The organism is Lysinibacillus sp. DFXJR4, from assembly GCF_057196045.1.
This window is the reverse complement of record NZ_JBXUNW010000001.1, coordinates 1,002,665-1,021,337: the sequence shown is the minus strand read 5'-3', so window position 1 is coordinate 1,021,337 and position 18,673 is coordinate 1,002,665. Positions and strand designations below refer to the sequence as shown.

At 30.9% G+C, this 18,673-nt stretch carries 17 protein-coding genes; 2 read left to right on the top strand and 15 right to left on the bottom strand.

The genetic code is table 11. The features are described from left to right. Positions 1–18: 18 nt before the first annotated feature. Positions 19–1,644 carry a hypothetical protein gene (locus AC2CGN_RS05135; RefSeq protein WP_484512526.1) on the bottom strand — a complete coding sequence of 542 codons (1,626 nt, stop codon included), beginning with the start codon at positions 1,642–1,644 and terminating at the stop codon, positions 19–21. 310 nt (positions 1,645–1,954) lie between these two features. Then, positions 1,955–2,236, bottom strand: a complete 282-nt coding sequence (locus tag AC2CGN_RS05130; protein WP_429986991.1) for a hypothetical protein — start codon at positions 2,234–2,236, stop codon at positions 1,955–1,957. Positions 2,237–2,799: 563 nt separating this feature from the next. On the opposite strand from AC2CGN_RS05130, the gene AC2CGN_RS05125 reads away from it, so the two are divergent. Further along, complete coding sequence (locus AC2CGN_RS05125) at positions 2,800–3,117, top strand: hypothetical protein (protein ID WP_484512524.1); 318 nt, start codon at positions 2,800–2,802, stop codon at positions 3,115–3,117. A 610-nt stretch (positions 3,118–3,727) separates the two neighbouring features. Here AC2CGN_RS05125 and AC2CGN_RS05120 read toward each other — a convergent pair. Genes AC2CGN_RS05120 through AC2CGN_RS05110 form a run of 3 tightly spaced genes read right to left on the bottom strand, consistent with a single transcriptional unit; the run spans position 3,728 to position 8,851 of the window. Then, positions 3,728–4,981: a phosphorylase family protein gene (locus AC2CGN_RS05120; protein ID WP_484512522.1), complete on the bottom strand. Its 1,254-nt coding sequence runs from the start codon at positions 4,979–4,981 to the stop codon at positions 3,728–3,730. Next, positions 4,978–5,430, bottom strand: coding sequence for a response regulator (locus tag AC2CGN_RS05115; RefSeq protein ID WP_484512520.1), 453 nt, complete (start codon positions 5,428–5,430; stop codon positions 4,978–4,980). Before AC2CGN_RS05115 ends, AC2CGN_RS05120 begins: the two co-directional genes overlap by 4 nt. Next, a complete protein-coding gene (locus AC2CGN_RS05110) occupies positions 5,411–8,851 on the bottom strand; it encodes a hypothetical protein (RefSeq protein WP_484512518.1) in 3,441 nt (1,146 codons plus the stop codon). The genes AC2CGN_RS05115 and AC2CGN_RS05110 overlap by 20 nt, the downstream gene beginning before the upstream one ends. Positions 8,852–8,912: 61 nt before the next feature. Between AC2CGN_RS05110 and AC2CGN_RS05105 the strand changes: the two genes are divergently transcribed. Then, the gene (locus AC2CGN_RS05105; protein ID WP_484512516.1) at positions 8,913–9,473 is read left to right on the top strand and encodes a hypothetical protein; all 561 of its coding nucleotides are present in this window, start codon (positions 8,913–8,915) and stop codon (positions 9,471–9,473) included. A 311-nt stretch (positions 9,474–9,784) separates the two neighbouring features. Here the strand turns inward: AC2CGN_RS05105 and AC2CGN_RS05100 are convergent, their stop codons facing one another. The 10 genes from AC2CGN_RS05100 to coaW form a co-directional block, all read right to left on the bottom strand. Continuing rightward, the gene (locus AC2CGN_RS05100; protein ID WP_484512514.1) at positions 9,785–10,252 is read right to left on the bottom strand and encodes a DUF6262 family protein; all 468 of its coding nucleotides are present in this window, start codon (positions 10,250–10,252) and stop codon (positions 9,785–9,787) included. Continuing rightward, entirely contained in the window at positions 10,242–11,765 is a 1,524-nt protein-coding gene (locus AC2CGN_RS05095) for a tyrosine-type recombinase/integrase (RefSeq protein ID WP_484512512.1), read from the bottom strand. Before AC2CGN_RS05095 ends, AC2CGN_RS05100 begins: the two co-directional genes overlap by 11 nt. Beyond that, on the bottom strand, positions 11,734–11,925 hold the full coding sequence (locus AC2CGN_RS05090; protein WP_484512510.1) for a hypothetical protein: 192 nt from the start codon (positions 11,923–11,925) through the stop codon (positions 11,734–11,736). The genes AC2CGN_RS05095 and AC2CGN_RS05090 overlap by 32 nt, the downstream gene beginning before the upstream one ends. Further along, positions 11,922–13,187, bottom strand: coding sequence for a tyrosine-type recombinase/integrase (locus tag AC2CGN_RS05085; RefSeq protein ID WP_484512508.1), 1,266 nt, complete (start codon positions 13,185–13,187; stop codon positions 11,922–11,924). The genes AC2CGN_RS05090 and AC2CGN_RS05085 overlap by 4 nt, the downstream gene beginning before the upstream one ends. Beyond that, the gene (locus AC2CGN_RS05080; RefSeq protein ID WP_484512506.1) at positions 13,168–14,265 is read right to left on the bottom strand and encodes a tyrosine-type recombinase/integrase; all 1,098 of its coding nucleotides are present in this window, start codon (positions 14,263–14,265) and stop codon (positions 13,168–13,170) included. Before AC2CGN_RS05080 ends, AC2CGN_RS05085 begins: the two co-directional genes overlap by 20 nt. Before the next feature lie 595 nt (positions 14,266–14,860). Further along, positions 14,861–16,120: a histidine--tRNA ligase gene (locus tag AC2CGN_RS05075; RefSeq protein WP_484513160.1), complete on the bottom strand. Its 1,260-nt coding sequence runs from the start codon at positions 16,118–16,120 to the stop codon at positions 14,861–14,863. A 627-nt stretch (positions 16,121–16,747) separates the two neighbouring features. Continuing rightward, positions 16,748–17,077, bottom strand: a complete 330-nt coding sequence (locus tag AC2CGN_RS05070) for a DUF3889 domain-containing protein (protein WP_286925998.1) — start codon at positions 17,075–17,077, stop codon at positions 16,748–16,750. A gap of 89 nt (positions 17,078–17,166) precedes the next feature. Beyond that, on the bottom strand, positions 17,167–17,298 hold the full coding sequence (locus tag AC2CGN_RS05065) for a hypothetical protein (protein WP_283871775.1): 132 nt from the start codon (positions 17,296–17,298) through the stop codon (positions 17,167–17,169). A gap of 21 nt (positions 17,299–17,319) precedes the next feature. Next, positions 17,320–17,544 carry a hypothetical protein gene (locus tag AC2CGN_RS05060; RefSeq protein WP_283871774.1) on the bottom strand — a complete coding sequence of 75 codons (225 nt, stop codon included), beginning with the start codon at positions 17,542–17,544 and terminating at the stop codon, positions 17,320–17,322. Between the two features lie 138 nt (positions 17,545–17,682). Next, on the bottom strand, positions 17,683–18,519 hold the full coding sequence (gene coaW, locus AC2CGN_RS05055; protein ID WP_054770428.1) for a type II pantothenate kinase: 837 nt from the start codon (positions 18,517–18,519) through the stop codon (positions 17,683–17,685). Between the last annotated feature and the right edge of the window lie 154 nt (positions 18,520–18,673).

Sequence of the window (18,673 nt, the reverse complement as noted above, 5' to 3'; positions counted from 1 at the left end):
TTCTAGTGCGTTTAGTTATTACTTACCTTCTAAAGCCTTATAGATAGTGTGAATTGTTTTTTCAGAAATGACTTTAGTTCTTGAGACATAACTATTGCCAGTATCTGCTGATAACAGAGTTTGGAACAAATTTAACAGTACACCACCTGCGTGAGTATGTGCACCATCTACTGCAAAACTTGTAATCTCCTCTACTGATGCAAATATACGAAATCCTTGTGAATCAGCGTAACCTCCAATAATCGTATCATCATTAGGACGACGTGTGATTTTATTGTATGTTATTTCTGGACCTTCATAAATTGGATACATAAATTCTTTTCTCTCCTCTTGGTCTTCTATAGTTTTTGGCTGTTGTGTAATTAGATTCATAGTTTGTAAATCTAAGTATTGTGTATTATTCAAACCAACATTTAGGTTTTTAACTTTACGATCACCCCAACGCATCAGTTTAATAATACCTTCTGCCCATACACTAGCACTAAATGTTTTTGCACTTAGCCCCAAATAATTTGAAACTATGATATGCAAATCGGATTGATGAATATCATCTTTATCTATAATTAATCCTATATTATCTTTATAGGGGCTAACTTCAGGGTATTTAACGATGTAGTTAAAGTTTCCTGTGTGATAGAAGTTACTATATAGTACATCGTATAACAACTGTTCAAGATATTCGCTCAATCGAAGAGGTAGCACACCAGTATTATAATCCTGCTCAGACTTAGCAGCGATCTCTGCTGCTGACGAATTAATCATAATTTCTTTATTAAACTTAGTTATGTGATATTTAATAAAGTCAACAAGATTTTCATAATAAGCACGCTCATTATCATAAATCTTAACAGTGTCATTATCTGGATTACCGATAACATGGTCTAAAGGTAATATTTTAAAAGCACTACGTAGTTGACGGAGTTCAATAGGTGGTATCTTTATGTTGTATGTATCCGTCAACATTGAAATTGTTCGATTAATATGATCCAAACGAATAGCTGACGTGCTTGAAGTTAAGATAGCTACAATTTGTTTCATGCGATATAAGAGGTTTGGGTATGGACTGTATGTACCTTGGAACGGAGTATCAGCATAAGGTTCTCCTATAATATGGGAAACAATTATTTCTGCATCTGGCAACCTAACACCTAATTTATCAGTATTCGTATTCTGATTCAAAGTTTTATTTGGATGTTTGTAAGAAACATCATCCACCATTATACGTCTTCTTAAAGTGACCGCCGCCTGCCAATCTCCATATACATAAGCTAGCAACCCTTCTGACACTGGCGAAGTTCTTTGCGTGACTAATTCTAAAGGCACATTAACAAGGATATCAATGTCTTCCTGTGTAAATGAAATATTTAATTTAGTTAAACGCTCAGCTAAACCTTTACTTGCAAGATCCTTCTTATCTGAGTTGTTAATCATGTTTTCAAACCACCTAAGAAGGTTGTGACTATTCTTCGTGTCTGTTCTAAATTTAGTTAATATATAAGGTAAAACTAAACCTGTTGCCTCATGATATCTTAACCTTACCCCCTCGGTACCGCCTATTAGTTCTAGAGTTTCTAGTGTTAATTCACTAGCCTTAAATTTTGTTTCTGAATCATAAATTAAAAATCTACCATCGTAATACCTCATATTTTGTTACCTCCTCCTGTATACTAAAGGTTTCCATTTACAACGATAAATACTAATGATTTTTCTCGCTTTTATGCCACCTTTAATATATCCCATGACAGGTGGCGTTTGTTGATGATCATATAGAAATAGGCCACAATCTCGTTGCTACATACATCCTTGTTTCCCTGTATTAAATGTACGTAATATCCTACATTCCTTTGAGTTACATTACCTCTTGAACAACTTCATAAGATCGCTAGCTGCGGTCTATTCCCCCTTGTTTGCCAAACATGTTGCGAAATACTTTAATGGTGTGCTGATGTTCAGCCTATTCAGCAATTCTACAAGCTTCTTCAGGAATATGCTTATAAAAACAACCATCTTCAGCGAAAATATCATACGAATGATAGTCGTGCTCAAACGAACCGCCAAAGTCCGCTATTTTAACTATTCCAACCAATTCATGGCCATTGAATGTGAATCGAACTTTTTCACCCAAATTAAATTTCATTGGAGGCAAATTTCCTAACATAATATGTCTTGTTGCAGCCTCCTTCTCCAATTGTCTACGTGTTGCTTCCAATATTTTTAGTGTGTCATTAACTGACATATATTATCTTAAGTAAGGAGTATATAACAAGTAATAAACCCTATAAAATCAACTGCATTTTTTATTATATACTTTAAAACATCTAATACGTAATTGAAAAAACTCTACTAACGATTCAGCCCTAAATGCCATCCTCTTTTAATAACAATGGGGATGATTATTAAGAAATGTTATTTATGATTCTTCTAATAATATCTCCGATTATTACTCCAAGAAAAACAAACAAAATGGGGTCTGTGTAGCAATGGAACAAAATCATGCAATAAGCATTAGCCTACATTTTTGAAACATGGCTGAAGAACAAAAGGGAACATCGAGTGCCATTTATTCTTACTGGAACAAGGCATAGAATGACACTATTTTGCCGTTAGCACAAGAGGCGACTGCCCTTATTGAACAATCGCACTCGTTAGTTGAATAACATAACTTCCAATTTGAATCAATAATCAATTGAATTGGCTATATGCTCATTTTGTGTATTCTAATGTTTTTTTAGGTATGATAAAATAACATTAAATAAAGTATAATTGGTGTAAATTATAAATTCAGGGAATTTAAGGAGTGTGATTCAAGTTTTAATCTCTTTATTCTTAGTGTTTACAATTTTGTTTATAATGGCTTTCTTTCTAACTTATAAACGCTCTTGGAGCTTAAATTTAATTACTTGGGGAGTTTTCTCTGTACTAATTTTTTCACCTATAATCAGCTTTTTTCTTATAATAATACCTCAGTATGTGACAGGAAACTCTTGGGCAGGGTTAATTGGTATGTATGCTTTTCCACTTCTAGAAGTAATTTCACTTCTTATGTTTATAATTGGATGTATAGGTTATATAATAAAGAAAAAAACAATTGAAAAATCGGAAGACATCGTCGGTTAAAAAAAGATAGTAAAGCAGAAATGTTGTTTAAACTAACATTCCTGCTTTTTTTGTATTAAAATATCGCAGAATTTAATTGATTTCGCTTGATACAATTTATCTTAATACATATACGTAATTTGAATATCCCCTATACTCCAACTTTCTCACTTTTGTTTAGCTATTTACAAAATCCTTAACCATAAATATCCCTGTTAGCATTTTCCTTACGCAGTTTTAAATCAATACTGAAGGAAAACCAAAGTTCTTATTCAACTAATCTGCTCCATTAGTTTAAGTACATCTCTTCACAATCTCCAAAGTGATATTACCATAAATTCCTAGCAAAAAACCTCACCTCCAAAATTCTATAGAGATGAGATGTTTATATTCAAACTTTATTACAAATGATCAAACACTTTTATAAAGCTACAACAATCTACTTAACAATTCAGCTAACCTCTAAAAAAAAATCCTTCTAAATTTGATATTGTTTCAAATTCAGAAGGTAAATTAATATTTTTTTGTTGCTAATATTCTTTACTATTTCGAGATGTACAAAAGTTTTTATCGTTCATTTTTTGCGTTTGGTGGTTATTGGGTATTAATAACATGCAATTAGCACAACTAATTATATAATCTTATTTTGTATAAGCATATTTATTATTATGTATTCCAATAATTTACTAGAAATAAAAGAACAATATGGTTGGAAATCATCTGTTTTAGTATTATCAGCGTAATCAGATACCGTTTTAAAAGCAATAAAATCAGGTTTAGGAGACTTAGAGAGGAAACACCCTCTGTATAGCCCGTATATTTCCATATCCACACCTAATAATTTTCTTTCATTTCTTATGATACCTTTTAGAATACTTTCATTTGCAATAACTGCATTCCCACTACTAACTGGACCAATATGGACTGTTGGTAGGGTAGTTGGTTTTTTTCCCTCAAAACTTTTATATAATTCTGCTAATAAATCTTTATTAAAAGCAATTTCCTGTGCTAAAGAATTTAAATTTGTGCTTGAGCTAACATGGGTTGAGGTGGGTTCAAATTCAATAATCCCTCCTTCACCATTAATGTACTTCCCACTTTCATGAGTGTAGCAAGGGTTTGCAAATACGATATCTCCTAAGTTTACTTTAGATTTTATCCCTCCCATTATTCCTAACATGAAAATACATCTTGGCTTAAAATTATCTATCATTTTAAGAGTTGCTATTGTAGAGTCTGCTATACCCATCTGGTCTGGTGTTGAACATACTATTTTAATTTTCCTGCCATCAATTTCTATAGTAGATGTGAAGTATAGTGTACTTAAATCATTGGGAGCTCTTTTAGGTTCCCAATTAAAATCTAACTCTAAAACAAATTCTAATTCTTTTCTTAAAGCGCATAAAATACCAATATGATAATCGTAGTCTAAATTTACTGTACTAGCTATTTCTTTTATAGCACATGTATGTTCAATAGAATACAAAAGTGGAGAGTGCCAAGAATCAGTATATCCGTCGAACTTAGCAACTTTAAAAATAGAATCACTAAACTGAATATTAAATTGAGCGATACTATCGTCATGTTCAGTTAGTACTAAAATAGACGATGGTCTTTGTAAAATATTTTTAGTACGTCTTGTTTCATAAACTAATTCTGAAAGCAAACTAATTCCAGCATCAGCTTTAATACTAGTATTTCTAAACTCAGGAAGTTGAATATCTAGTATTAGTAAATCGAAAGCCTTCTGGATTAATTCAATTCTAGCGTCACGTATATTATTTTGAATAGTAATCTCACAATTATTATCTAACTCTTTAACTATATAATCTTTTAACATTTCTGTTTTTTTAGTACTGTCGTCAACAATTAATATATCTATCATACATAAAATTCCTTCAATAACCGTTTGATATCTATCTCCCAATCAGACTTTCCGGCTTCATAATAAATCATATCTAATAATGTAGAAGTGAATTCTTCTTGAAGCTCTTTTTTCATTTCGCTGAAACTCTTTAAAGCATCGTTTTCACCGAAACTAGCGTATTGTGTAATCACAATTACTGGTGTAAAGATCTTTTTTCTTTTCATTTGAGATAAAATTTCTTTACCAGCAAATTGAACTAATTTCCCCCCTGATGAAGAAGAGGTTTTATCAAAGGTTGGCATAGTCATATCTAATAATATTAAATCGTATTTCTTAAACAATATATTACGCAAGCCACTATTGTAAGAATTTGATGTTTCTATTGTGATTCCAGTGAACTCTGAACATAAAAAGGATTTAATTTTAGCGATTTTGTTAATGTCATCTTCAACTAGTAGTATTTTCAATAGCAAATCCCCCAGTATTTAGTTTTATCTCTAAAAAGTAGTGATTATCATCTGTTATACCGAAGTTTAAGATTGGGTAATCGGATTTAATATCGTATTTCAGTAGTTTGACTATTTTATAAAGGCCTGATCCACCTTCTTGAGAAGCAGGGGAGATCAAACTTGATTCTTCATGATTAGCTATAAACTCAATTTCCTTCTTTTTATTACTCAAGGATTTTTTTCTGGAAATAATCTCTTTATCCGGCAGGTCAAGAGGATTCTTACATAAAATAATTAGTTGTTTATCTTCATTTAGATAGACATTTAAATTTATTTCAAAAGATGTTCGAAAACCACTTCTTTTTAAAATGTTATCGAAGATCGTAATGAATAGTTCGCTAAACCAGTTTAAATATTTCCCGTCTATTTGTAAGTCTGATTCCAATGAGAAATTGGATTGTATATTAGCATTAACGTTTCTACTTTTTATAAATTCCAAAGCAATATTTATTGGAAGATCAATTGGAAAATTATCGATTTCTATTACCTTTTCTTTTGTAAACCAGTTTGATACCTTCTTTATTTGATATTCTAAGTCAGTTTTTAAATCTATCGTTTTTTGATTAAACTCTTGTAAATTTAGTTGTTCATTTGCACATTCATTTATCTCAATAATAGTTTGTATAAAATCGTTAATTTCTTTAAGAAGTAATTCTCTAAATTCAGTTGTTAGATATTCCCTAACTTTAGATAAATTAACTTCTGTAATACTCCATAATTTATCAATAATAGAATTTATAAAGGTATTTAAGGTTAAATTTTTATCGTAAGAGTTTTCAGAGAACATTACCATTAAATCAAAATTAGGGATATTGTAGTTGAATAATGCTAAACTATCATTATTTTTTGTGGTAACTTGTAATGTTTGATCTTTTAAGTTCAATAGTAAGTTATCAATCTGCTTATTAAAATGTTGGAAAGCGTTATCTATATCTTCTCTTATTTTATAATTAGTTATTGCCATTTTACCTATCCAATAATCATTACGTTTATACTGATTTTGACTCGAAACAAAAAGCGTCAAGAAATTATCTTTTTCAAATAATTTTCGTAATTGACCAAATATAGTTCCATGTCTGATTCCCAAACTTAAATAAACATCTAATCCATATTCTTTACTAGAAATAAAAGTATCCCTTACTTGAAAAACTAGTTCGTTGTAAATATCTGAGTATCTGTTTCCTTTTATATTTTCTGCAGTTGGATCCATAGTGAAAACCATAGGCTCCCCTTTATTTCTAGCGCTAGTAAAATACTCGACTATACGATTAAAATTTTCTTCAATTTTTCTAGTAGTTTGCTTTTTAATACCGTCTATATCAACATAAATTTTACTTTTTTCAAGAGCAGCACTATATTCCCTTATTTGCATTTTTTGTGTAATTTCTTTTATTTCATTATTATATATCTCCGAATTTATTTCATCAATTTCAGTTAGTAATATACAAATTCTTATACGTTCCTCTTCCACTTGTTCTTGACTTTCAAAGTAAAAATATTTAGCCATGTTATCTACGGTACAGTATTCATTTAATACATACACTAGCTTTTGCTTATCGTAATTAGTATTTTTAATATCTAATTTGCTTATCAAAGGTATTTCATTGGCTTCTAAGAATTCTTCTAAAAAATCATGCTTTTTTATAGGTAGTCCTGAATTAACAAATTTCGAAAATAGTTCAACGAAAATTAATATATTTATATTTGAGGCATCAAATTCACTAATTAATAAACCTTCATAAATTGAATTGGCATTCACTTCCGTAAGTAAGTTTTTTCCTGTGAAATATGATTCAACAATAAGATTTATAGCAAGTTCAATTTTATCTAAAGCAATATATGATTTAACCTTGCCAATATTAATTTCCGACATGTAAATCTGAGAATTTTTATTATCAATTGCATTGAAACACATTAAAGCCTCACTATATTTTTTGTTTAACAGATATAGATTACCTTTCAAACGCAAGCTTCTGTTAGCTTCAATATTCAATTTACTTATTGAATCGATATCTAATGAATTATATGCTTCATGCACTTTCCTGGTAATACTCTTTTCTTGGTAAATATAGGAAATGTAGATAGTTCTATCCTCTATTTCAGTGAAAAGGTAAGTAAGAACTTGCGGTTTTACAAAATAAGATAATTTATATCCTTTTTTAAAAGAGGGGATATTATCCAAAATGTTATTTCCAAATTTTAACGCAGTACAATAACTCAATAATTTCCAAGCCCATTCATTAGATATATGATCTGAGCAAATTTTTAATATTTTATTAATTATTAATTCAGATTGGTTTTCTTCCTTGTTTGTATAATAACTTAAAATTAAGTTCAAAATATTTTTGTAATATATCCCAGTACCATTTTGAATGAATTTAATATCTTTAGTTAAAAGAGATTTCAAATAGATTTCATAAACCTCTATTTCACTAGGATTTGCTTTTAAAATTCTTTCGCAATGCAACACAGTTTGATCATAATTACCAGTTGAATATTGATCGAAGGTTTGAATTTCTAAATCAAAATTCTCATAAATTTTAGAAACCGGTGTAAGTGTCTGAGATTTAATTTTATAATATGGTGAAAGTTGTAATATCGAGATTTTGTCAATAATACGGATAGATTTATTTATAATATCTTGGTGAATATCGGGTTGGGGCATGTCTATTAAATGTTGTGTTAAATTTACTAATGTGTAATATCTATCAATTATAGAAAAGTTCTCTTGAATATTTAATATTGAAAGTAAATCTAAATCTGCTTTTGGGGCACCCATTGAAAATTTAAAATTAATAAAAGTATTTAAATTATAATTGTCTATTAATTTCCAAGTTTTGATTATTCTCTCTAATTCAATTTCAAATCTTGCAGATGAAACCATCTCATCAGATTTCATTAAAATTATCCATCCAATAATTTTGTAATAAATATTAGCATTACTTTTCATAAGATTATCTATATAGTTCTCACTGGATTCATAAGATTCGTCAATTTTCTTCATCAAATTTATTTTACTCTCAATTAACCATAAACTTAATCCAAACTGAGATTCGATTTCTTTTAAAATTTGTTTACATTCTTCATATTCGGAATTAAAATACAAAAATGTGTACTTGTTTTTCAAATTAAGAAATTTTTGAATTTGTATTCTATAAAACGAAACCCATTCTAATAACCACTCTATTTCGAAATGAATAGAAGTTTTTTCATTTATAAACAGAAAAGGTGGAGATACATTTGTGCTTTGAAAAAGCTGATTGAAAATAATTTTTTTATGATTAGGATTTCTATGTATTTCAAGTAATTTAATTTTTATTGATGAGACTTTTGTGTTTTCTTTTATTTTATATAGATTTAAAGCAGTTTTAATTTTCACTATTTTTGCCCCCTGGAATAAATTTTCTTTAAAAACTATAAATTTGGAAGGAGTTTGACCGATGTTACAAAGTTTTATAGATTTAAAAGATGCTCAAAAAATATCTTTAATTACATCGTTAATAACTGCAACAGTTACAATAATAACTTTATTCTTTACAATAAAAATCAATAAAAATACAATATATACAAATTCAGTTACAAAAGAACGAATTGAGTCAATGAAAAATTTAAAAATAAATTCTTCAGATTTCAATGCGCTCATCTATAATTTCACATCTAATCCAACAGAACCTATAGATCGTAAAAAAATGTATAGTTTAAAAAATCTTATTGAGTATCAACTTAATGATACTCGATTAAATGAATCAGAACTACTAGTTAAAATTAATAACCTAGTATGGTTACATGACTATTATTTTGATTCATATAATAATGATGTGTCTATTTTACATACGGATCTAAAAAATAGAGGAATCGATTATTCAGAGCAACTAATTTACCTAAACAATAAAAAGTTAGTACTTAGCCTTTTAAAAATTGAGTTTGCTTTATTTGAGTCAGCAATAAAAAAACATATTAAATCAGAATGGAATAAAATTAGATCAGAGGTAGATTCCTAAGCTTTTTTATAAACTAATGATAAAAAGACAGAAATATAACTGTTCCTATGAAAACCTTATACAATGCCTAGGGTTTTCACGGGAACAGTTTTATTCTTTCGATTTAGAAAATTATACAATAGTTTAGCATGATTCTGTCCTTTAGAACAGAATTAGGTAATCTTTAAACAGTTCAAAATATCATCAGCTAAAATCTTTGAGCCGTTCTTCACCACAGAGAATGAAAATAAGGCTGGAATAGGAAGGTCGATGAACTATGGTGCATTCCCTTAACATCCGGGATCTGTATAGCAATGGAACCTAATCCAAAATCAAAAAATGTTTTCGTTTTTTAAGGTAATAACCTTTTCTATTTGCTCACGTAGCTTTTTATTCTCAGCCTTCAATTCTTCCATCTCGACTAATTGAATAATGAGATTCTTTTTATCTACTTTTAACTTTTTTATTTCTTCGTGCATAGCTTTTATTTTTTTGATCTTTGCTTGGGTTGGTGTTAAAATGACTTCCTCTAAATCTTGGTACTTATTATTTTTCTTTGCTTGTTTCTCAGCTTCTTTTTCTGCTTTCTGTAGGGCTCTTAAACTTTCTATACGCTGTTTTAATTGTAGGTTGTTGTAAAGGGTAGCTGTTGCTATCCCTGCTTCTTCTGCGACTGTTTTAAAGTTAATATTCTTCGTTTTAGAACGTTTTAGTCGTTTTATTGCTTTATCGACTTTCTCTAATGTTTCTTGATTTCGCTTTCTTGCATGTTCTTTAATACCATATGTGTTATTTTTCATTAATTTGTTCCTCCAAACTATCTACAATCGGCTTTAAGTATATCCACTTCGCTTTTAAGCGTTGATATTCGCGTACCCTACCATCGTTTTCATAACGCTTCATTTCGCTCTCTAAGAGGTTTAATTCACGTTTATGGATTGGATAATAATTTTCAGTTGTGACATAGTTAGGACAGTTGATGAAAATACAGCCATCTCCATTGTCGCAATCACCTCTACGAGTATCTTGAAGGCACACACCGGTAGGTAGTGGGTTTACATACATATTCTTTGAAAGTTCGGAGACAAATGTTTCGATCTCTTCTTCGGTTTTCCCTTTAAATTGTTCACTTAGATTTCTTTGTATAATACTTGCGTTTATTCCTGCGATTTTACTATTTGGGTTCAGAATATCCTTCATCATTTGAGCAATTTTCTCCATCTTTAATCGACTATACCAAGCTGTCATTTCAATACTAACGTGATTGAAGTGTTTCATGATAAAAGTCAAAGGAATTTTTTTATCAATTAAATCGTTGACAAAGTTAACTCTGAACTGATGACTATTCAACTTATACAACTGACCATTTTCATCTCGAATGTCGTGTCTTTTCATAAAGTTAGGTATGCGATTTTCTTGGAATTTACTTGTTTTTAATACGATAATACCATTATATCGAATAAGAAACAGTTCTTCATAACCACTTTCCTTACGGAGATGCTCTGTATATTTTTCTAATTCTTTTACAGTATCTACAACCAACTGATTCACGAATATTTTATGTGTTACGGAGTCATCTTTCTCTGTTTTTGATGTACGGACAATCATATAATAGTCACCATGTGATGTTTTAGAAATACACCCTTTTTTTATTCCTAATACTTCGCTAAGTCTCAATCCTGTTTGACTTTGAATGATAATTCCTGCTTTTGTTAATATATTATTTTCTTTGTGTATGGCGAATTTTAATATTTCGCTAAAAACCTTTGGAGGAATAGATTGGGTTTTTCTGTCTTCTACTTCTGTTCTCCTTTGCTTTGAAAATTGAACCGAAATTTTTGTTAAGTTTTGATTTGGTACAAACCAACCTTCAATTTGTCCTACTTCAATTAATTCTTCTATTGCTTGAAAACATGCATAACATGTAGCTGGTGCAAAAGGTTTCCCTTGTTTTGATATTTGGCTTTTTAAATATATTGCAAAATCTATTAATATTGCATTGTTTATTTCTTGAAAACTATTAATGGAGTGTTCTTTACAGTAACTAATGAACAAACGCATTTTGACAATTTTATACCATACCGTTTGTGGCTTAAGTTTGCTTAATAGATAGTACAAGTAAATTTTAATGACTTCCTTCATTTCCTCACTATGAATATACGAAAAATCAATTATTTTATGAGATTTCTTTGTAGTCTTAGATTTAATTAGAATGGATAAATCCCAAACATCATCCTGAAATTTCGAATTACCAACTGTTGTATCATGCAGCTGAGAATCATTAATCCTTACTTGTTGTTTGGTTTTGTCCATATTTTATTTCCTCCAACTTTTTAATAATATATCTCAAAATATCCATCGTAGGTTTGTAATGGTTTACAAAGTGTTCACCAAACTCTCTATTTACTTCTACTTGTTTTTCTAAGTCAGCTAAATGCTTTTTATGTTCATCAAGATATTGGGGTGTCGTCACAAATCGATTGCATCCAAAACATTCTGCATTTTTAAATAGGTAGAGCATATATCTTCACCTTCAAATGGCTTGGTACAATAACCATCTCTTAACCTTGCTCCTTTGTCTTTGTTTTCAAAAAACCATTTTCGATCTTCTAGATGAATAGTTGAATCGTCCACCTTATTAATATCTCCAATAATTCCGATAGTTCGAAACACGTCAGCTCGTTCCTTATCTTTTACAGTAGCGTAATGTTTCCATGTAACACTCGCATTTGAATGTCCTAACAAATTACTAACGGACTGTAATTCTGCACCTTTGGAAAGCATATCAGTAGCAAGGGTTCTTCGGAACTGATGTGAAGTTAGATTATATAATTCACAATTTGAGTCAAGAATGTTATGTCTTTTTATAAATGATGAAAACCAATAATTATAAGCGCTATGAGTTGGTACACTTACTGGATTTTTATTGTGACCTCTTGCTTTGTGAAGAAATAAATAATTTTTCGTATTTTCATCTGCTTCTTTTCTTAATTCAGAAGTATATCTCTCAAGTTGACGAAAGGCTTTAACACAAACTACATTGATAGGTGTAGGTTTTCGGAGTTGTTGTTTTTTGCTATCCAACCATTTCAACTCCCAACCATGTACTGGATGCTTTTGAAGGTAATCCACTTTTAATAATCGTAACTCGGATATCCTCATGCCAGTTTCTTGTAGGATCGTAATACCCCACTTGATATATGGATTTTTTTCTTTCTTTAAAGCTTGTTTGATTTGTTCAACGACATCATCGGGTATGAAATCAATTTTCAACACTTTATTGATATTTCCAAATTCGTTTCCTGTAAAAATGTTTATAGTGGGTACTACATTAGGTAAATTCCATTGGCCAAAACGAATTATTGCTTTAAGTACATCAAGACAATTCTTTTTATGGTTATAACCAAAGGGTTTTTTAGTCCTTTCACCAACTTGGTTATTTAAAAAAGATAAGAATAAATTAACATGTCTATTTGTTAATTCGTGAAAAGAATGGATGTGATTTTGTTCGGCAAAACGATTAAAATTTTTAAAAAATAATAAATTATTATAAAGATGAGCTAAGGAATTATTCCCATCCTTCCATGTTGACCAAATATATTGTTTGATAACCTTTTTTATACTTTCACTTGTAACAAAGGAAAAATCAAATGAATAGATTTTACCGTAATTTACAGAGCCTTTGTTGGTTTCTTCTAACTTCCACAAATCACCTTTAGGATAATTCACTTTCATCATAAACCTCTAATTTTCCGACTTTCTTCCAATAATCAGTTAAGACTTTTTTTTCATATTTTTTAGCAAGATGAATGTACTGTGAAGTAGTAGATACGTGTTTATGCCCCATAATGCCTTTGATCACAATAACATCTATCCCTACTTCAACTAAATTGGTTGCAAAGGTATGTCGTAAGTCATGAAAGTTAAAATTAAAACCAACCTTAGCTTGGATATCTTTAAATGATTGGTAGATTGCAGAATAGGACAATGGATTACCTTTATCCCGTTCGTTTAAAGCGACAAAAATATAATCGTGGTCTACATCAACGTTATACCGTTCTTCCATGATGTAGTTATCTAATTCAATTAAAGTGTGTGTGGGTATTAAAATATCTCGTTTCTTTCCTTTTGATTTAACATTTTTCAAAATACTCATTTCTTCAGAGTGATCAATATAAGGAACATTGTTAATTTGAAGCCCTAATATTTCTTGTATCCTTGCTCCTGTACTTGCTAAAAGTATCCAAATTAAACGGTCACGTTTGTTATCTATAGCATTGCGGATTTGTTTAATTTGTTCTAAGGTAAGGATATTAAAATCACTCTTTACCTCTTTAACCTTAAATATGGAATGAACTGTTGTATTGGTTGCACGAGCATGTTCTAAAAAGCCTTTAAACACATTAAATCCACGATTGATCTCTTTCATAAGTATCGGATTTCCCACTTCATGAACTTCCCCCAAATAAACATAGAAGTTATATATGGTACTTAATATACGGTTAATTGTAGTGGGAGTACGTTTACTTTCTTGATATAGGACAGGTGTACTGTCATATGGGTTTTCTTTGAAAAGGAATTCTCTAAATTGCTGAATATGTCTTGGTGTTATTTCATCATAAACATAATAATTATGGATAAGAAAATCCCAATATATTTTCAAATCCCTACCATTCGCTATTAAGGTGTTATCTGCTTTGTTGTCTGATTTTAGTTTTTTCATATATTCATATACTGGATTAACAATTTTCATTTCATCATCTAACAGTAGAGGGAATTTACCATTTTCACCTTCTAATATATGTAGTTCCAATTCTATATCACCACCAACACACAATATATACATATTATGTAATAATGATTTTATATTAACATTTTATGTATAAATAATGTATCGTATTTCACTAAAAAATATTAGAATATTTTTTAAACTTTAAAGCATTGTGTATCTCTAAAAATATCAATTTTTTTCCAAAATAAAAATGGTGAAAGGTAGATATAAATCCTACTCTCATTCACCATTTTCTTTCTACTATATTATGTCTCTATGATCCTCATACGTGTTAAACACTTTTCACTTAAGATAACATACAACCAACTCCTTTAATTCATGTAATTTACAAATGTTTCCCTTTGCACTATTTTGGGGATTACTATTGCTGGATTATATATAGTTTTTTGAATCAAATGACTTGTTTTTTCTAAAGAGCAATACAACAGGAATTGCTCTATTGATTTAAAATATGGGGATTAAAATGTGCTTAATATTTAGGACATCTCCCCCCATTTTGAACAAAGATTTATCAAAAGAAGAGCTATTTATAATACCCATATAGTGAATTTTCTAATAAGGATTAAATACTTAAATGATACTTACAGTCGTTATTGAAGTAATTTAAAATAAGGAATCAAAAAACAAATCTTTTAATAGAAGAATCTCCTGTGTGCATATTCTTTAAAATATATTGACCTTGCGTAACTTCTTCTTCTCCTAAGACAATGACAAATGGGATATTCTCACGATTTGCTTTATCCATCGCTTTTCTTATTTTTTTCCCACTAAGCTCGACTTCTACACGATGCTCCTTACGCAAAGCCTTGGCTAATACAAGAGACTCAGCTATTGTATTTATGGGAATAATATAAATATCAATTGGGGCTTGCGGATTCTTTTGTTTACCTAACATCATAGCTGTAAATATAACATCTAACCCAAATGAAATACCTACTGTCGCAAACTTTTCTGTTCCCCCTAATAAACCACCAATTGCATTGTCATAGCGCCCCCCACTACCAATACTTGATTTTATTCGACCATCACGTACGAAGATTTCATAAATCGTGCCAGTATAAATTTCTAGCCCGCGTGCCAGTAGTGGATTAAATAGACAACTTTCCGTAATGCCAAGCATATCTAAGTAACGTTCTAGTTCTAACACTTCGGCTAATCCCTCTTGAATTAAAGGCTCCTCATATTGTACGAAATAAGCAAGTGTATTTTTTCTATTGTCTTGTAAAAAATGTTCGATACTTTTTATTGCTGATTCTTTCAGACCTATTTCTTTTAATTCCGCTAAAACAGCGGCATTTCCCACTTTTTCAATTTTATCAAGTATCAGAATAACTTGGCTTTGGAAATTAGCATCCACTTCGAAAATTCCAAGTAAGCCAACTAATAACTTACGATTGTTATATTGAATAACAATATCTTGCTCTAACTTTTCAAATGCATCTATTGCCATCATCATCAATTCTGCTTCTGCTGCTTGTGAATCAACCCCTACGATATCTACATCGCATTGTGTAAACTCACGAAATCTCCCAGCTTTAATCGGACCATCTCGAAACACTTTGCCAATTTCATAACGTTTAAATGGCATTGGTAATGTAGGGTTCATTGCAATTACCTTTGCAAAAGGAATTGTTAAATCATAACGTAGCGACAGGTCACGTTCTCCTCTATCTGATAACAGATACATCTCTTGTAAGATCTCAGCACCTCCTGCATATTTAGAGGCCATTAAGCTTGTATAGTTTAAAATTGGTGTTTCGAGTGGTTTACACCCGTATGCTATAAATGTGTCTTCTAACGTGCGACGTATATTACGACGTATACACTCTTGCTCTGGTAAATAATCTTGTGTTCCTCTAACATTTTTATAATCCATTTTCTTCATCATCTACACTCCTTTGTTTTTAAGAAAATAAAAAAACCGTACATACATAAGCTCCAACTTCGGCTTAGTTATAATACGATTTCATGAGAAATAGTCTTCCTATTCAATATTAAAAAATTAATAAAGATAGCAAGACTAATGAATATGATGTTGTTTAGTTGCTGATGTTAGACGATTTAAAATCGGCATATTATCCCTCCTATCAATTTATTGGTAACTTTAAACCAAAGTAATATATTTGTCAATTCATTATTTTCTAACAATATTTCTTTAATTGAATTACTTTTTTCTATCTCTTCTTGCCATTTGTATTATCAGCCTTCTTTAGTGATTCCTGTCGGATTCATCATTTCTCCCACTATCCTCCTCAATTAGACAGAAAGCGTACTTGGTATTGTTAAACACATACATCCAATCATACCTAGTCTTCTATGCGATTCGTGTTCCTCCAACAGTTTTTGCCGCCAGCTTCCTTTAGACTCCGCGTCGCCACGGACACCCTTGCTCTTGGCTACAACTACTTCTGTCTTCAGAGTCCGTAACTTACATCCTATTTTCATACACTGCTTGCGCACATAAAAAGGATGCCTTTTGCCAGGCACCCTTTAACTTTAAGCATTATGAGGTTACTTCCTGTAATTCAATGTTTTCTATCTTACTTGTCTTTGTGACATAATGGATTTTTACATAGACCCCAAATTCCTTGTCACTTTGTTTTAGCCATAGCTTAAATTTTTCGATTGTTTTATCCCCTTGAGTTTCTCTTCCCTCATGCAAATAATCCACTATCTTAGCTTGTGGATATTTAATCCTTACCTCTTTAATCGCCACTATACTCCACTTGGCATAGGCTGGAGCCTCCTGTTGGGCAAAAACAGCCGTTGGAATATGTAATGGTGAAGTAAGTAATACAAGAATAGTACCCGCTATTAAACCAAATTTTTTCAATTTAATATCCCCTTTTGATGTATAAACTGTTGTACAAAGCAAAAAATAAGTGCTCCAAAAGCAAAGCATACTTTAGGAGCATTTTTTGATTATTGTTTCGGTTGCTGAGGGTTATTATGAATTACCTGATTAAACTCTGCTGAATATTCTTCCCGATCATTTTTTTTATGGACATCTTCTTTCTTTTTCTTTTTAAAGCTTGTTTTATTTTTCTTTGCCATTTTTAATCCCTCCAAATTTAGTTATTTCTTTTTATTGGATTGCTGATTTTTATCGTGGTTTGTTTTATTATCTTTATTTTTAGCCTTTGCATCAAATTCAGCCGAAAATTCTTCATTCAGGTTGTCGTTCGGGTTATTGTTATTACTATTACTTCTATCGAGGTCTTTGCTTTTGTAGGTACCGAAAGGATTATGTGTTCTAACATTCATCGTCTTTTTACTGTTTTTATTATTTCTATTGCCCACAGATATTCACCTCCTACCTGTAATGTGCTCAGGAATAAAGGATTTATGCTTTGGTGAAAACTTCAATGGTAGAGGATTTATGTATAAAAAAATGTACATTACCAATCTTCTTTAGTAATGTACATTCTTTTTGCCCTTTTAGACAATTGTATATTCAGATATATTTAGTAACGCTCCAACTGCCCCAGAAAAACCGTGGTCATTTATAAAAACGGGTATATGTTTTTTTGTACGTGTATAATTGGCAATTACGCGAGCCAGATGATCGTTATTGCTTAAGGTAGAGCCAATATAAACAATATGTTGCGCATTTTTCTCCTCAGCATATTGTATACTAAGTGTTGTAATCACCTCTCCTACAAGGCCTTGGACAGTAGCAATAATATCTTCTGCTGGATGATTGACAAACTCAGTAATACCGACCTTCCCAAAATTACTAGCTGTTAGATGTCCATCAATTGGTGTATCCATCCCTTGATAGATGTCTTTAACTAGTAAATCAATAGACTCCCGATTACCATGTGAACTCATTTCTCTTATTTCATTGTAATCTGTAATACCCGTTGTAAGCGCTGACAATCCAATTAAAGTTCCGCCGCCAATACCTGTTCCACCAACACGAATATGCGTATTGCCTTCCATATAATGAATTGAAGTCCCAGTACCAATATTCGTGATCATACTACGCTCGAAGAAATAGCCTTCTTTATGTAGCAAAAATCGAACACCTTTCAATGTAGCTTCAAATTCTACTATATAATGAATCGATTTCATTGCCTTTATGACTTCCAGTAATTGCTCTGTACGCCCTCCCGTAACACCAATATCCTCAATATCTGGATGTTTAATAATCCAATCCTTTACAGCCAACAAATCATTCGACGGAAAAGTTGTTAAAACAAGCTCATTGTGCTTATCTAAATAAGCAACTTTTGTCAATGTGCCGCCTGCATCAATACCTATAGCCTTTGGCATACCATTCTCCTTTAACTTTATTCAGTACAATCTCTATTTAAACGGTGAGATATATACTAGATTTTGCTTTTATTCAGGATGCGTTTAAATGCCTGCTGAATAAAGTTCATGCCCCCACTTTGTCATTGGATTTTGCAAGGAGTTATTGTGTCAA

Excerpts from the sequence above, each read along its gene's own strand:
- AC2CGN_RS05135 (WP_484512526.1), bottom strand. The coding sequence starts at position 1,644 with ATGAGGTATTACGATGGTAGATTTTTAATTTATGATTCAGAAACAAAA.
- AC2CGN_RS05130 (WP_429986991.1), bottom strand. The coding sequence starts at position 2,236 with ATGTCAGTTAATGACACACTAAAAATATTGGAAGCAACACGTAGACAA.
- AC2CGN_RS05120 (WP_484512522.1), bottom strand. The coding sequence starts at position 4,981 with ATGATAGATATATTAATTGTTGACGACAGTACTAAAAAAACAGAAATG.
- AC2CGN_RS05105 (WP_484512516.1), top strand. The coding sequence starts at position 8,913 with ATGTTACAAAGTTTTATAGATTTAAAAGATGCTCAAAAAATATCTTTA.
- AC2CGN_RS05100 (WP_484512514.1), bottom strand. The coding sequence starts at position 10,252 with ATGAAAAATAACACATATGGTATTAAAGAACATGCAAGAAAGCGAAAT.
- AC2CGN_RS05095 (WP_484512512.1), bottom strand. The coding sequence starts at position 11,765 with ATGGACAAAACCAAACAACAAGTAAGGATTAATGATTCTCAGCTGCAT.
- AC2CGN_RS05085 (WP_484512508.1), bottom strand. The coding sequence starts at position 13,187 with ATGAAAGTGAATTATCCTAAAGGTGATTTGTGGAAGTTAGAAGAAACC.
- AC2CGN_RS05075 (WP_484513160.1), bottom strand. The coding sequence starts at position 16,120 with ATGGATTATAAAAATGTTAGAGGAACACAAGATTATTTACCAGAGCAA.
- AC2CGN_RS05065 (WP_283871775.1), bottom strand. The coding sequence starts at position 17,298 with ATGGCAAAGAAAAATAAAACAAGCTTTAAAAAGAAAAAGAAAGAAGAT.
- coaW (WP_054770428.1), bottom strand. The coding sequence starts at position 18,519 with ATGCCAAAGGCTATAGGTATTGATGCAGGCGGCACATTGACAAAAGTT.